Source organism: Pseudomonas sp. UF-293 (genome assembly GCF_058245595.1).
In genome coordinates this window covers 406,088-419,460 of record NZ_JBSICA010000001.1, presented here as the reverse complement: position 1 = coordinate 419,460, position 13,373 = coordinate 406,088, and the positions used below count along the sequence as shown (strand labels likewise).

The 13,373-nt window shown below is 61.9% G+C and carries 12 protein-coding genes and 2 pseudogenes; 3 read left to right on the top strand and 11 right to left on the bottom strand.

All coding sequences use genetic code 11. The annotated features are described in order from the left end of the window. Positions 1–45: 45 nt before the first annotated feature. Together AC4IHP_RS01945 and AC4IHP_RS01940 are read right to left on the bottom strand one after the other, a co-directional pair. The gene (locus AC4IHP_RS01945) at positions 46–627 is read right to left on the bottom strand and encodes a mechanosensitive ion channel family protein (RefSeq protein ID WP_056791670.1); all 582 of its coding nucleotides are present in this window, start codon (positions 625–627) and stop codon (positions 46–48) included. Then, on the bottom strand, positions 627–2,537 hold the full coding sequence (locus tag AC4IHP_RS01940; protein ID WP_016772606.1) for an ATP-binding cassette domain-containing protein: 1,911 nt from the start codon (positions 2,535–2,537) through the stop codon (positions 627–629). The genes AC4IHP_RS01945 and AC4IHP_RS01940 overlap by 1 nt, the downstream gene beginning before the upstream one ends. Positions 2,538–2,587: 50 nt before the next feature. Here AC4IHP_RS01940 and AC4IHP_RS01935 point away from each other — a divergent pair, with 50 nt between their 5' ends. Further along, positions 2,588–3,049 (top strand): TIGR02444 family protein, encoded by a 462-nt coding sequence (locus AC4IHP_RS01935; protein ID WP_490830752.1) that lies wholly within the window; start codon positions 2,588–2,590, stop codon positions 3,047–3,049. Here AC4IHP_RS01935 and AC4IHP_RS01930 read toward each other — a convergent pair. Continuing rightward, on the bottom strand, positions 3,046–4,194 hold the full coding sequence (locus AC4IHP_RS01930) for an AlgP family protein (RefSeq protein WP_490830751.1): 1,149 nt from the start codon (positions 4,192–4,194) through the stop codon (positions 3,046–3,048). The two genes, AC4IHP_RS01935 and AC4IHP_RS01930, sit on opposite strands and share 4 nt — an antisense overlap. Positions 4,195–4,386: 192 nt before the next feature. Between AC4IHP_RS01930 and AC4IHP_RS01925 the strand changes: the two genes are divergently transcribed. Continuing rightward, on the top strand, positions 4,387–5,052 hold the full coding sequence (locus AC4IHP_RS01925; protein ID WP_490830750.1) for an FKBP-type peptidyl-prolyl cis-trans isomerase: 666 nt from the start codon (positions 4,387–4,389) through the stop codon (positions 5,050–5,052). A gap of 56 nt (positions 5,053–5,108) precedes the next feature. Here AC4IHP_RS01925 and AC4IHP_RS01920 read toward each other — a convergent pair whose 3' ends face one another. From AC4IHP_RS01920 to AC4IHP_RS01885, 8 genes and pseudogenes are all read right to left on the bottom strand, one after another. After that, positions 5,109–5,567 carry an Rsd/AlgQ family anti-sigma factor gene (locus tag AC4IHP_RS01920; protein WP_016985889.1) on the bottom strand — a complete coding sequence of 153 codons (459 nt, stop codon included), beginning with the start codon at positions 5,565–5,567 and terminating at the stop codon, positions 5,109–5,111. A gap of 182 nt (positions 5,568–5,749) precedes the next feature. After that, on the bottom strand, positions 5,750–6,301 hold the full coding sequence (locus tag AC4IHP_RS01915; protein ID WP_490830749.1) for a disulfide bond formation protein B: 552 nt from the start codon (positions 6,299–6,301) through the stop codon (positions 5,750–5,752). Between the two features lie 217 nt (positions 6,302–6,518). Then, positions 6,519–7,757 (bottom strand): heme biosynthesis protein HemY, encoded by a 1,239-nt coding sequence (locus AC4IHP_RS01910; RefSeq protein ID WP_490830748.1) that lies wholly within the window; start codon positions 7,755–7,757, stop codon positions 6,519–6,521. Further along, the gene (locus AC4IHP_RS01905) at positions 7,754–8,896 is read right to left on the bottom strand and encodes a uroporphyrinogen-III C-methyltransferase (protein WP_490830792.1); all 1,143 of its coding nucleotides are present in this window, start codon (positions 8,894–8,896) and stop codon (positions 7,754–7,756) included. Before AC4IHP_RS01905 ends, AC4IHP_RS01910 begins: the two co-directional genes overlap by 4 nt. Positions 8,897–8,932: 36 nt before the next feature. Continuing rightward, positions 8,933–9,679: pseudogene (locus AC4IHP_RS01900) on the bottom strand (uroporphyrinogen-III synthase); the annotation flags it as partial. After that, positions 9,676–10,617, bottom strand: coding sequence for a hydroxymethylbilane synthase (gene hemC, locus AC4IHP_RS01895; protein ID WP_460122251.1), 942 nt, complete (start codon positions 10,615–10,617; stop codon positions 9,676–9,678). The gene hemC and the pseudogene AC4IHP_RS01900, both read right to left, overlap by 4 nt. A 138-nt stretch (positions 10,618–10,755) precedes the next feature. After that, entirely contained in the window at positions 10,756–11,502 is a 747-nt protein-coding gene (locus AC4IHP_RS01890; protein WP_016772598.1) for a LytR/AlgR family response regulator transcription factor, read from the bottom strand. After that, positions 11,499–11,636: pseudogene (locus AC4IHP_RS01885) on the bottom strand (sensor histidine kinase); the annotation flags it as partial. The gene AC4IHP_RS01890 and the pseudogene AC4IHP_RS01885, both read right to left, overlap by 4 nt. Before the next feature lie 335 nt (positions 11,637–11,971). On the opposite strand from AC4IHP_RS01885, the gene argH reads away from it, so the two are divergent. Then, complete coding sequence (gene argH / locus AC4IHP_RS01880; protein WP_039757402.1) at positions 11,972–13,366, top strand: argininosuccinate lyase; 1,395 nt, start codon at positions 11,972–11,974, stop codon at positions 13,364–13,366. The last annotated feature ends 7 nt before the right edge of the window (positions 13,367–13,373 follow it).

The following is a 13,373-nucleotide window of genomic DNA, read 5'->3' as shown; positions in this document are numbered from 1 at the left end:
GTAGGAGCTGCCGAAGGCTGCGATCTTTTGATCTTGCTGAAAAAGCTACTTCTCGAACCCGCTCGACGGAAACACATCGGTCCCGCGCCAACGCCGCACCGAACGCTGGAAGAACAGGCTGTTCGGCACCTGCACCATGGCGCTGCCGGTGCCGAGTTCTTCGGCCTCGACCAGCGTGGTGTAGAGCAGATTGATCGCGATCACCCGGCCTTTGACGCCAGGCTTGTCGGTGGTGTCCACCAGTTCGACCACGTCGCCGAGACGGAACGGCCCGACGGTGAAGATCAGAATTGCGCAGAGCAGGTTCGACAGCACGCTCCACATGGCGAAGAACGCCACCGCCGCCACCGCGACAAACCCCGACAGCGCCGTCCACAGCACCGTGGCCGAAACGCCGAGACGCTCGAGCACGAAGAGCAGCGCGCTGCCCATGATCAGCCAGCGCAACACGCCGCGCAGCGGCATCAGCAACTGCGGCGGAAACGGATAGCGCTCACCCAGGCGAGTCAGGCCTTTGGCGACGAAACGCTGGGTCAGGTAACCGGCCAGCAGAATCAGCAGAATCTGCGCGGTGAACCAGAGCGGTTCGACCCACACCGCCGAGAAAGGCAGCTTGAAGGCTTCCATCAGGACAACGCCTCCAGCTCCGCCTGCATGCTTTCCAGGGTTTCCAGGGCTTCCATCCACGCTTCTTCCAGCTCGGCTTCCCGAACTTTCAGCTTGGCCTGTTCGGCGAGCAGATCACGCAATTCATTCTTGCGCGCCGGCTCGTAGATATCGCTGTCACCGAGGCTGGCATCGACCTTGGCCAGTTTCTCGTGGAGCTTGCCCAGCTCGGCTTCAAGCTTGTCGGCCTCGCGCTTGTGCGGCGCCAGTTGCTGGCGCAATGCTGCCGCCGCTTGGCGCTGCGCTTTCTTGTCGGTCTTGTCCGGGTTGACCGGCGTGTTGCTGACCGGCGCATTGCGCTGACGGTATTCCACCAGCCAACGTGCGTAGTCTTCGAGATCGCCGTCGAACTCTTCGACCTTGCCGTCGGCAACCAGATAGAAGTTGTCGGTGGTGCTCTTGAGCAAGTGCCGATCGTGAGAGACCACCAGCACCGCACCACTGAATTCCTGCAGGGCCATGGTCAGCGCCAGACGCATTTCCAGATCGAGGTGGTTGGTCGGTTCGTCGAGCAGCAGCAGGTTCGGCCGTTCCCAGGCGATCAACGCGAGGGCCAGACGGGCCTTCTCGCCACCGGAGAAATTCAGCACCGGCTCATCGATGCGCGCGCCACGGAAGTCGAAGCCGCCGAGGAAGTCGCGCAAGGTCTGCTCGCGCTCGCCCGGCGCCAAACGCTGCAAGTGCAGCAACGGGCTGGCCTTGGAGTCCAGCGAGTCGAGCTGATGCTGAGCGAAGTAGCCGACCACGGTGTTTTCGCCACGGGTCAGGCGCCCGGCCAGCGGTTCGAGTTCGCCGGCGAGGTTCTTGATCAGCGTCGATTTACCCGCGCCGTTCGGCCCGAGCAGACCGATCCGTGCACCGGGGGTCAGTTGCAGCTTGACCTTTTCGAGGATGGTCTTGTCGCCATAACCCAGGCGCGCATCGGACAGGTCGATCAGCGGACTGGAGATCTTGGTCGACTCGCGGAAAACAAAGTCGAACGGCGAATCGACGTGGGCCGCCGACAATTCTTCCATGCGCTCCAGTGCCTTGATCCGGCTCTGCGCCTGACGGGCCTTGGTTGCCTGGGCCTTGAAGCGAGCGATGTAGCTTTCCATGTGCGCACGCTGCGCCTGCTGCTTTTCGTAGGCCTGTTGCTGCTGGGCCAGACGTTCGGCACGGGCGCGTTCGAACGCGGTGTAGCCGCCCCGGTAGAGGGTCAGCTTGCGCTGATCGACATGGGCGACGTGATCGACCACTTCGTCGAGGAAATCACGGTCGTGGGAAATCAGCAGCAAAGTGCCCGGATAACTCTTCAGCCACTCTTCGAGCCAGATGATCGCATCGAGGTCCAAGTGGTTGGTCGGTTCGTCGAGCAGCAGCAGATCCGACGGGCACATCAGTGCCTGCGCCAGATTCAGACGCATCCGCCAGCCACCGGAGAAATCGCCTACCTGACGGTCCATCTGCTCATTGGTGAACCCAAGGCCGGCGAGCAGCTTGCGCGCCCGCGCATCGGCGGTGTAGCCGTCGGCACTGTCGAGTTCGGCGTGCAGGCGCGCCAGTGCGGTGCCGTCATGGGCCTCTTCGGCAGCGGCAAGCTCGCGTTGCACCTCGCGCAGACGCAGGTCGCCATCGAGCACATAATCGACCGCCAGGCGCTCGAGGGTGTCGACCTCCTGGCGCATGTGTGCGATGCGCCAGTCGGCCGGCAGCAGGCAGTCGCCCGAATCCGGGTGCAACTCGCCGCGCAGCAAGGCGAACAGGCTGGATTTGCCGGCACCGTTGGCGCCGATGAGGCCGGCTTTGTGGCCGGCGTGCAGGGTCAGCTCGGCGTCTTCTAGCAGACGTTGCGGGCCACGCTGTAAAGTCAGGTTCTGAAGTCGGATCATAATGGCGGCGGAGTCTACCAGCTTCGCTCACAACTGGCGCGAGTAGCACGATGTCCTCTGACCTGTGGAGCTTTGCCCTTGATGTCTACGCCCGGCCGGGCGTGGAAGATGCCTGCCTGCAATTGCAAACGGCGGGCGCCAATGTCTGCCTGTTGCTGTGCGGTTTGTGGTTGGAGCAGCGCGCGGTGACCTGCGATGAACCGCGCGTACGTCTGCTCAAGGCCTTGACCGCGCCGTGGGATGTCGAAGTGGTGCAGCCGCTGCGAACCCTGCGCATGCAGTGGAAAGCGCGGGCCGTCGACGATGCGGTGGTGGCCGGCATGCGCGAGCAGATCAAATCACTGGAGCTTGAAGCTGAGCGCACCTTGCTGTCACGCCTTGAAGGTGTGGCGCAGGATTGGAGGCGCAACGATGCAGGTTCAGTGACCTGGCTTGAGGGCTTGGCCGGCAATGCCGCCAGCCTGAACCGCGACGCGCTGCAAGTGCTGCGCGTCGCGGCAACCGGCACTTAGGAAGCGCTGGTCGGGGTGCTGCTGACGTTCGACGAAGCGGCAGGCGCTGGCGCAGTCGAAGGAGCGGCGGACGACGGTGCCGACGCAGCTGGGGCAGCCGGGGTCGCCGCAGGTGCAGGCTTGGCTGCTGGAGCGGCAGCCGGTTTGGTCGCGGCTGGCTTGGCAGCTGCAGGCTTTTTCACCGCTGGTTTTGCGGCTGGCTTGGCGGCCGGTTTTGCAGCAGCGGTCGCCGGCTTGGCAGCAGCAGGCTTGGCGGCCGGCTTAGCAGCGGTTTTCGCTGCAGGTTTTGCTGCCGATGTTGCGGCTGGTTTGGCAGCCGGTTTTACCGCCACTTTCGCAGCAGGTTTGGCAGCGGCCGGCTTGGCCGCAGTCTTGGCAGCAGGCTTCGCAGCAGCGGTTTTGGCTGCTGGTTTTGCTGCAGGTTTGGCGGCTGCGGTTTTCGCCGGTGCAGCTTTGCTCGCGGCCGGTTTTGCAGCGGCTTTGGCAGGGCTGGCTTTCACTGCTGGCTTGGCTGCAGCAGGTTTGGCTGGAGTGGTTTTAGCCGCCGGTTTTGCCGCGCTCGCCGCCGGCTTCTTCGCTGCAGTTTTCGCCGCTGGTTTGGCAGCCGCTTTCACTGGCGCCTTGGCCGCTGGTTTGGCGGCGGTTTTCGCAACCGCAGGTTTCGCCGCAGCGGTCTTCGCCGGGGCTTTGCTTGCAACAGGTTTGGCAGCGACTTTCTTCGCCGCAGCGGCTGCCGGTTTTGCCGAACGCGACGACAGGACCTTACCCACTGCTTCCTGAACGCGGCCAACACCCTGGGCCAGTTTCAGGCTTTCCTGAGCATCGCGCTTGAGTTGCAGAATGTAGCTGCGGGTCTCGGACTGACGATCTTTCAAAGCGTCGAGCAGGTCTTCGAGTTCTTTCACTGAAGCCTTGGCCTTGTTCTGGGCCTTGGCTTTGCCGGCGGTGGCGGCGTCCTGCAATTTGGTGCGCGATTTGTGCAGTTTTTCCTGCGCCTTGCCACGCTGTTTTTCCAGCTTGGCGAGCAGTTTTTCAGCATCAGCCAAGGCTTGCGAGCAAGCGTTTTCCAAATGCTCGAGCAGGCTGCCCGACAACTGTTGGAGTAAGTGCAACGGAGTATTTACAGGCTTCTTGGTGGCCGACATGGTTTACCTCCTGGCTGACGTGAGTGCGGCTCATACTAGACCTCTGCTGATACCGCCGCTAGGGCATGTTGACAGTATCTGCGCCGTTGCGTTGCACCGAAGCCGAAATGTTCTGCGCGCGGAAAAAAGCAGTTCACCGATGCAGGCATTTGCACTGGCATAATCCCCCGCATCTCAGGTCGGAGAGTGCCCATGTCGCGCTACTTTATTTTGTCCCTCTGCATGGTTTTTTCGGCGGCGCATGCCGATGAAAAAACCACCGCGAACGATGCTCATGATCTGGCTTACAGCCTCGGTGCCAGCCTCGGCGAACGGCTGCGCCAGGAGGTGCCGCAATTGCAGATCCAGGCGCTGATCGAAGGTCTGCAACAGGCGTATCAGGGCAAGCCGCTGGCGTTGAGTGAAGCGCGTATCGAACAGATTCTGGCCGACCATGAATCGCGCAACGCCGAGCAGGCATCACGGCAATCGAGCGACGCGGCGATGGAAAACGAGCAGCGCTTTCTCAGTGCGGAAAAAGCCAAACCCGGGGTGAAGGAACTGGCCGATGGCATCCTCCTGACTGAACTGGTTCCAGGCTCCGGCGCCAAGGCCGGCCCGGACGGCAAAGTGCAGGTGCTGTATGTCGGCAAGCTGCCGGACGGCACCGTGTTCGATCAGAACACCCAGCCGCAATGGTTCAACCTCGACAGCGTGATCGCCGGTTGGCGCTCCGCCTTGCAGAACATGCCGGTGGGGGCGAAATGGCGACTGGTGATTCCATCGGATCAGGCCTATGGCGCCGACGGTGCCGGCGACCTGATTGCGCCATTCACACCACTGGTTTTTGAAGTGGAGTTGCGGGGCGCGACGAGCTGATCAGGCATAAAAAAACGGTGCGCTTTCGGCGCACCGTTTTTCATGAAGGGCGTGGATCAGGCCTGAACCGGATCTTCTTCCTTGTGTGCTGTGTGCAGCACTTCGATCAGGCAATCTTCAAGTTCAAAGCGCTCGTGCAGCAGGCCACCGAGCTCCTTGAATTTCTCCGCTACGCATTTGCCTTCGTCGCACAGATCATTGAAGGCCAGCAGCTTCTCGGTAATGACGTCGATGCGCGGGTAGATGGTCTCGGCGAGTTCCAGACCGCGCTTGTCGTTGAACGCCTTGGCTTCGCCAGTCAGCTGTTCATAGATTTCGAAGTGCCCCGCCGATACGTAATCGACCAGCACGCCGCAGAATTCCTGCAGAGGCTTGCGGCTCTCGGACAGCGACTCAGGCTGCGCACCGAGCTTGTCGTAGGCGCCGATCAACTCTTCACGTTCCTGCAACCAGCGGTCGATCAGCAGATGAACCCCACCCCAACGTTCCTGAGCATTCTGACAACTTTCGAGCATGGCGATCTCTCTTCCCTTGTGGGTCATGCTGCTCTACACCCGCGCCCCTGTTCTGATTTGACTGGGTGGACGATCGGGCAGAGCGTCATCGAGCAACATAAATCCAATGACACATGCCGGCCAGATTATGCCCGCACGCCTATGGCTTCAAGGTACGCAGGAGATAAAGTTCATACAAGTGTTTAATCCTTGACCAGTGCGTAGTGCGACGCTTCGTCGCTGACCGGTCGTTGCAGAGCGCTCCAGATCAGACGCAGCAACTGATAAACCGCAAGAATCGACACGCCGACAAAAAACAGCAGGCTCCATTCGGGGATGCTCAAATCGAACAGCGTCCAGGAGATTTCCGCACAATCGGCACCGCCCTTGAACATCCGCTGCAAGGCACAGATCCATGGCAGACCGCTGAACAGCGACTCCACGGTGGGTGAGCATTTGACCAGTTGCAACATCGAGTCACTCTGGATCAAGACCTGCCGCCACGCAGCGGTGGTTCCACCCAGACTGGCGCCCAGCGCAAACAGCCAGTACCACCATAAGCCAACACGCCGAGGGCCATGCACCGCTGCCACGCCGCAGCCGATGCACAGCAGCGTGAGGAACAACCGCTGTACCAGGCACAGACTGCAAGGCGTCAGACCGACCGCGTATTCGAGGTAATAGGAAGCTCCCAGAGCAAAGGCCCCCGCAATGAAAGCCATGAAGAACAAGGAGCGTGAGCAGGCCAACGACATGGCTTTTCCGTAACAGTAGAGACAGACGGTTACGGTAGAGGAAAGCGTGTCAGCCTTTCAAGGCGAGGGCCTGCCGACAGTTCACCACAGGTGTAGGGAAAACCCGACAGGTTCGAGAGGAAACGATGAAGCGCTCTGTAGGATTTTGCCTCAAGAGCGCAAAGAAGAGGAATTTTCACTTGTTGAAAGTTCGCGAGGGAACCAACTCCCTCGCCTTTCAGACCTTCGTCGCAACCGGCAAAGGCGCCGCCAGCAGGCGTTCATCCAACAGCCCCAGACCTTCCTGGAACAACTGATTGCTGCGCTCGGTATCGCCCAGTTGCGCAAGCAGCCGAGCCAATTCCGCACAGGTCTCCGGATTGCGCTGCACACGCAGACTGCTTTCCAGATAGTCACGCGCCTTGCCCCACAAACTGGTTTGCAGACACAAACGTCCGAGGGTCAGCAACAGGCTCGGATCGGCCGGGTGCTCCTTGAGCCAGCCTTCGGCAGTCTGCAACTGGCGCGCAGGATCACTGCCACGAACCAAGCCATATAACCGCGCCAGATGGCTGTCGTATTTGCGCTTGAGCGCTGTACGCAGCACCTCTTCTGCCTCGACCTGAGCGCCCAACTGGCGCAACTGCTCGGCATAGGCCAACACCAATGGCGGCTCCTGACGCTGCGCCGAAGTCAGCTGTTCCCACGCGCGCTTGAGCGATTGCAGACCCACCGTACCGTCTTCTTCGCGATGCGCTGCCAAGGACAGATTCTCACCCCAGGCGCGACGCTCGAGTTCAGCCAGTTCGGCCGGCGGCAGCACTTTGTCCTTGCGCAACTCCGGCAGCAGACGAATCACCGCCGACCATTCGCCGCGTTGCTGATGCAGACGTTGCAATTGACGCAATGTCTGCGCGCTGCGCGGATGCCGTTCATGCATCGCCTGCAAGGTCACCAGCGCACCATCAGTGTCGCCACGATCGGTCTGCAGTTGCGCGTGACTCAGGGCTATCGCCAATTCGGCTTGCGGCTGACGCTCCAGCGCCCGCTCGAGCAAACGATCGCTCTCTTCGTATTGGCCCTGCTCGTTCGCCGCGCGTGCAGCGCCGAGGTAATAAAGCAGTGGCTGACGCTCGGCTTCTGCTGCGCGGGTCAAGTGCCGTTGCGCACTGGCCCAGCGCCCTTCAGCCAGATCCAGTTGCCCGTGCTCGATCGCCACTTGCACGCGGCGGCTGCGATTTCGCCGCGACCATGGATTGACCACGCCGGTGGAGGTCATCACCAGCTCGGCCAACACTCTGATGCCCCAGAACAGCAGCCACAGCACCGCGATCACCGCCAGTGTCGCCCACAGGCTCGCCTCGTAGCGGAAGCTCTTGTACGCCACCAGCACGTAACCGGAATGCTCGGCGATCGCCAGGCCCAGCGCTGCCGTCGCGGCGATGACCAGAAACACGATTACATAGAGGCGCTTCATGGAGTCGCCTCCTGCGCCGCGTTGGCGGCGGGCTTGGCGAACGGTTTCACCGATTCTTCGGCATTGACGTTACGCCGCTCCAGATACCCCTGAACCGCACTCAAGGTACCGGCCAGATCCGGAGTCTTGACAGTGACCGGTTCCTTGCTCAGCTCGGCGACCTGTTCCAGCATGACTTTGCTCTGCGGGTTGTCCGGGTTGAAATTGCCCTTGAGCACATCGCGTGCCTCGGCCAGCGCCTGGGTGTACACCGCCGCCTGACCGTTGAGCGCCGCCCACTGCGCCTGTTCCAGCGCCAGGCTCAGGGCCAGGCGCACCTGGCTCAGGCTCTGTCCGGCCAGTAGCGGTTTGACGTTTTTGTCAGCGTTGAAATCGATGCGGATGTAGCGCGAGACCTTGTCCCACCACTGCGCCCAGCGACTGGCGCCATCGCCGTCGGCGGTCAGACCCAGCAGCGACTCGCCGCGATCCTTGTACTCCGGCGCCAGCTCGGTGAGGTCGATGACTTGATCGCGCAGCGCGCCGAGGCGCAGGAACAGCCCGGTGCGATCCGGCTGTTCGGTGCTGCGCAGGGCGACCAGGGTTTTCGCTACTTGCTCGCGCGCGGCGAAGGAACCCGGATCGTTCTGTTCACGGAGGATTTCGTCGGCGCCCTGCACCAGCGCCTGGGCGCTGCTGATGTCCTGCAACGCCGACAGGCGCAGGCTGGCCAGACGCAGCAAGTGCTCGGCCTCGGCCAGACGCCAGTCCTTGCGGCTGGCGCCGAGGACGGTTTCCAGACGCTGATTGAGGCGCTGCTGGTCGCCTTGCAATTGCGTGACCAGACGCTGGCGTTCGGCGAGCTCGTCAGCACCGGGCAACTGCGCAAGGCGTTCGGTCAGACGCTGTTCGTTGAGCTTCAGACTCTGCGCCTGATCGTTCAACGCCTGCACCTGACCCGACTGTTGCTGCGTGTTGTTCTGCAGGTGGCGCACCTGCCAGACACCCCAGCCGCCTATGGCGACACCGGCGGCGCCGAGCAGCAGGGCGACAATCGCCAGTCCATTGCCTCGACACGGCTCTTTGGCCGGTAGTGGAGTTTCAACCTGGGCATCGAGCACAGGCTGGACGTCATCTTTTGGCAAGGCTGTTTCGCTCACGTATCCATCCTTTGCGTTAGAAAACGGCACGGGACATTCCCGTAACGCCGTCAGCAAAGCCGCGGCACTCGCGCCGCGGCAATCCACAACTGTTTGAGCCCCGGCGGCACGTGCCAGCTCGGCGACTCTCGGGCTCGGTACAAACAACGGCAACTGCGCGATCTTCGGCCAGGCATCGCCGGCCATCTGCCGCAGGTGCTCGAAACCCTGTCCACTGCTGACCACCAGCCCGTTCAAGCGTTCCGCTTCGATCCGCCGTGGCAGCTCGTTTGGCGGGTAGGCTGGCAGGTCGCGGCGATACAACTCCAGATACTCGACACTAGCACCAAGCGCGCGCAGGCGCTCGGCGAGCAGTTCACGACCACCCTCGCCACGCAGGATCATCACCTGCGCCTCGGGCTGGCCGAGCGCCACGCGCAGACGCGGCAATTGCAGCAGGGCTTCACTGTCATCGCCGTCAGCCGGGAAGCTCACATCGAGACCATGCTCGCGAAGTATGCCTGCGGTCGCGGCGCCGACGCTGAACCACGGCATGCTCAATGGCGGCGCGCCTTCAGACTTGAGCAAGTCCACCGCAATCCGCGCCGCCGGTTTGCTGACCACGATCACTGCGCTGCAAGCGGGCAATCGCGAAATCGCCTGACGAATACTGGCAGAGACCGGCAGCGGAACAATGTCCAAAAGCGGCAGGCAACTGCTGAAAATCCCGTGCCCGGCCAACTGTTCGGCCAGCGCCGCGCAGTCGTCTGCCGGGCGCGTCAGCAGCAGGCGCCAGGCCGTCACTCGTGACCCGCCTCGCCGTACACCGCCTTGAGAATGTCGTCGGCGCCTTGCTTGAGCAGGTCTTCAGCGACCTGCACACCCAATGTTTCGGCGTCCGCGCGCGGAGCGCGGGCTTGGGCACTGAGCAGCTTGCCGCCGCTTGGCTCACCGACCAGACCGCGCAACCACAACTGCTCGCCTTCAAGCACGGCGTAACACGCGATCGGGACCTGGCAGCCGCCGTTCAAATGTTTGTTGAGGGCGCGTTCGGCATTCACCCGCGAAGCCGTATCGGCGTGATGCAAGGGCGCGAGCAAGGCATGAATATCGTGGTCGGCGCTGCGGCATTCGATGCCGACCGCGCCCTGGCCACCGGCCGGCAGGCTGTCATCGACACTGATCGCCGACGTGATGCGATCTTCGAAACCCAGGCGGATCAAACCGGCCGCGGCGAGGATGATCGCGTCGTACTCGCCGGCGTCGAGTTTGGCCAGACGGGTGTTGACGTTGCCGCGCAAAAAGCGGATCTGCAGGTCCGGACGACGTGCCAGCAGTTGCGTCTGCCGACGCAGGCTCGAGGTGCCGACGATGGCACCGGCAGGCAGCGCTTCAAGACTGGCGTAGGTGTTGGAGACGAATGCATCGCGCGGGTCTTCGCGCTCGCAGATGCAGAACAGACCCAGGCCTTGCGGGAAGTCCATCGGCACGTCTTTCATCGAATGCACGGCGATATCGGCTTGGTTTTCCAGCAGCGCGGTTTCCAGCTCCTTGACGAACAGACCCTTGCCGCCGATCTTCGACAGTGGCGAGTCGAGCAGCTTGTCGCCGCGACTGACCATGGGCACCAGCGTCACCAGCAGGCCCGGGTGGGCTGCCTCGAGACGGGCTTTGACGTATTCGGCCTGCCAGAGGGCCAGCGCACTTTTACGGGTGGCGATGCGGATTTCGCGAGGGGACATGGAACAATCCGTACTGAATAGATACGGCGGATAATAACAGCTCAGTCAATTCCACTTTGACCTGAATCAGAAAACGGCGTGGCCTCCCTGGCCTGCCATGCCGGGTAAAAGAAGTTGGAACGCCCGGTAAAGACCGGGTCAAAGCCCCTGCATCATCTTGCGTACACCGGCGACATGCCTGCGGCTGACAATCAGCGCATCGCCATTGAGACCTTTGAGAAACAGCTGGAAATGTCCCAGTGGTGTGCGCTGCAATCGCTCGATGCGATCGCGAGCGACCAGCGCGTTGCGGTGGATACGCACAAAGCGTTCGCCGAATTCGTCTTCGAGGGCTTTGAGAGGTTCGTCAAGCAGCACCTCACCCGCTTCGTGACGCAGGGTCACGTATTTGTGGTCGGCGATGAAGTAGACCACCTGATCCAGCGGAATCAGCTCGATGCCTTTACGGGTCCGTGCGCTGATGTGGCTGCGTGGGCCGTTGCCACTTTCGGCAGCGGGACGGGTCAGGGCCGAGAGTTGCGCCCGGTTGGGACGTTCAGCCCGCTTCAGGGCTTCATTCAAGTGTTCGGTTCGCACAGGTTTCACCACATAGCCCACGGCGCTGGCCTGCAGGGCTTCCACGGCAAATTCATCGGGACTGGTGCAAAACACCACGGCCGGCGGCGTCTCTCGTTCGCACAGTCGGGCAGCAACCTGCAGGCCATCGAGGCCCGGCATGCGGATATCGAGCAGCACGATATCCGGCTTGTGGCTGTCGATCAGCGCTAACGCCTCCTCGCCATTCGTGGCACTGGGCTCCAGGACTGTGTAACCCTCGAGCTCGCTCACCATACGGCTTAGGCGCTCGCGAGCCAGGGGTTCGTCATCAACGATCAGGACATTCATATTGCGCTGGATTCCTGCGTGAGTCTCGCACAAGGATAGCGTAGACAGGTGTAGTGACCTCCGTCACCGCGATCCACGCTAAGACTAGCCCGAGCGCCAAAAAGTGCCGTACGTCGGCCAGCAATATTTGCCAGCGTCCGGATCGAACGGCTCAGAGCCCAGTGTTTCCTGCGTTTCTCGCGGTGGGTGACCGTTGTACAACTCACCCGCCCCCTCTTCTTATAGCCGGTGGCCAGACCTTTGCATGATCCGCATTCGCACCGACCCTTATGTCCACTGTAGACGTTCGTCGGAACGATATTGCTCAATCAAAAAATATCCTTTTGTAAATTCCCTGCACACCGCGCCGGACGTGCCTGACACATCCGCGAAAAAACCTGTCGATCGGTGTCAGCGACAGGATTGGCAACCCTGTTATTATCCGCGCCAGCGTTTCACGCCATTTCTTCAAGCCGATACGAGCGAATTCATGAGCACTGACAAGACCAATCAGTCCTGGGGCGGCCGCTTCAGTGAACCCGTCGACGCCTTCGTCGCCCGCTTCACCGCCTCCGTCACTTTCGACCAGCGCCTGTATCGCCACGACATCATGGGCTCGATCGCCCACGCCACCATGCTGGCCAAGGTCGGCGTGCTGACCGATGCCGAGCGCGACAGCATCATCGATGGCCTGAAGACCATTCAGGGCGAAATCGAGGCCGGTCAGTTCGACTGGCGCGTCGACCTCGAAGACGTGCACATGAACATCGAAGCACGCCTGACCGACCGCATCGGCGTCACCGGTAAAAAGCTGCACACCGGGCGCAGCCGCAACGACCAGGTCGCCACCGATATCCGCCTGTGGCTGCGCGATGAAATCGACCTGATCCTCGCCGAGATCACCCGCCTGCAAAAAGGCCTGCTGGAGCAAGCCGAGCGTGAGGCCGCAAGCATCATGCCGGGCTTCACTCACCTGCAGACCGCACAGCCGGTGACCTTCGGGCACCACATGCTGGCCTGGTTCGAAATGCTCAGCCGCGATTACGAGCGTCTGGTCGACTGCCGCAAGCGCACCAACCGCATGCCATTGGGCAGCGCCGCGCTCGCCGGCACCACTTACCCGATCGATCGCGAATACACCGCGCAACTGCTCGGCTTCGACGCCGTCGGCGGCAACTCGCTGGACAACGTCTCCGATCGTGACTTCGCCATCGAATTCTGCTCGGCCGCGAGCATCGCGATGATGCACCTGTCGCGTTTCTCCGAAGAGCTGGTGCTGTGGACCAGCGCGCAGTTCCAGTTCATCGATCTGCCGGACCGTTTCTGCACCGGCAGCTCAATCATGCCGCAAAAGAAAAACCCCGACGTGCCCGAGCTGGTGCGCGGCAAGACCGGCCGTGTGTTCGGTGCGCTGATGGGCCTGTTGACCCTGATGAAAGGCCAGCCACTGGCCTACAACAAGGACAATCAGGAAGACAAGGAACCGCTGTTCGACGCCGCCGACACCCTGCGCGATTCGTTGCGCGCGTTTGCCGACATGATCCCGGCGATCAAGCCGAAACACGCGATCATGCGTGAAGCGGCGTTGCGCGGTTTCTCCACCGCAACTGACCTGGCGGATTATCTGGTGCGCCGTGGCCTGCCGTTCCGTGATTGCCATGAAATTGTTGGCCACGCGGTGAAATATGGCGTCGACACCGGCAAGGATCTGGCCGAGATGAGCCTGGAAGAATTGCGTCAGTTCAGTGATCAGATCGAGCAGGATGTATTTGCCGTGCTGACCCTGGAAGGCTCGGTGAATGCCCGCGACCATATCGGCGGGACTGCACCGGCGCAGGTCAAGGCTGCGGTGGCACGCGGCCAGGCCCTGATCGCCAGCCGCTAAAAGCCAA

Excerpts from the sequence above, each read along its gene's own strand:
- AC4IHP_RS01940 (WP_016772606.1), bottom strand. The coding sequence starts at position 2,537 with ATGATCCGACTTCAGAACCTGACTTTACAGCGTGGCCCGCAACGTCTG.
- AC4IHP_RS01890 (WP_016772598.1), bottom strand. The coding sequence starts at position 11,502 with ATGAATGTCCTGATCGTTGATGACGAACCCCTGGCTCGCGAGCGCCTA.
- AC4IHP_RS01910 (WP_490830748.1), bottom strand. The coding sequence starts at position 7,757 with ATGAAGCGCCTCTATGTAATCGTGTTTCTGGTCATCGCCGCGACGGCA.
- AC4IHP_RS01945 (WP_056791670.1), bottom strand. The coding sequence starts at position 627 with ATGGAAGCCTTCAAGCTGCCTTTCTCGGCGGTGTGGGTCGAACCGCTC.
- hemC (WP_460122251.1), bottom strand. The coding sequence starts at position 10,617 with ATGTCCCCTCGCGAAATCCGCATCGCCACCCGTAAAAGTGCGCTGGCC.
- AC4IHP_RS01930 (WP_490830751.1), bottom strand. The coding sequence starts at position 4,194 with ATGTCGGCCACCAAGAAGCCTGTAAATACTCCGTTGCACTTACTCCAA.
- AC4IHP_RS01915 (WP_490830749.1), bottom strand. The coding sequence starts at position 6,301 with ATGTCGTTGGCCTGCTCACGCTCCTTGTTCTTCATGGCTTTCATTGCG.
- AC4IHP_RS01935 (WP_490830752.1), top strand. The coding sequence starts at position 2,588 with ATGTCCTCTGACCTGTGGAGCTTTGCCCTTGATGTCTACGCCCGGCCG.
- argH (WP_039757402.1), top strand. The coding sequence starts at position 11,972 with ATGAGCACTGACAAGACCAATCAGTCCTGGGGCGGCCGCTTCAGTGAA.
- AC4IHP_RS01920 (WP_016985889.1), bottom strand. The coding sequence starts at position 5,567 with ATGCTCGAAAGTTGTCAGAATGCTCAGGAACGTTGGGGTGGGGTTCAT.
- AC4IHP_RS01925 (WP_490830750.1), top strand. The coding sequence starts at position 4,387 with ATGTCGCGCTACTTTATTTTGTCCCTCTGCATGGTTTTTTCGGCGGCG.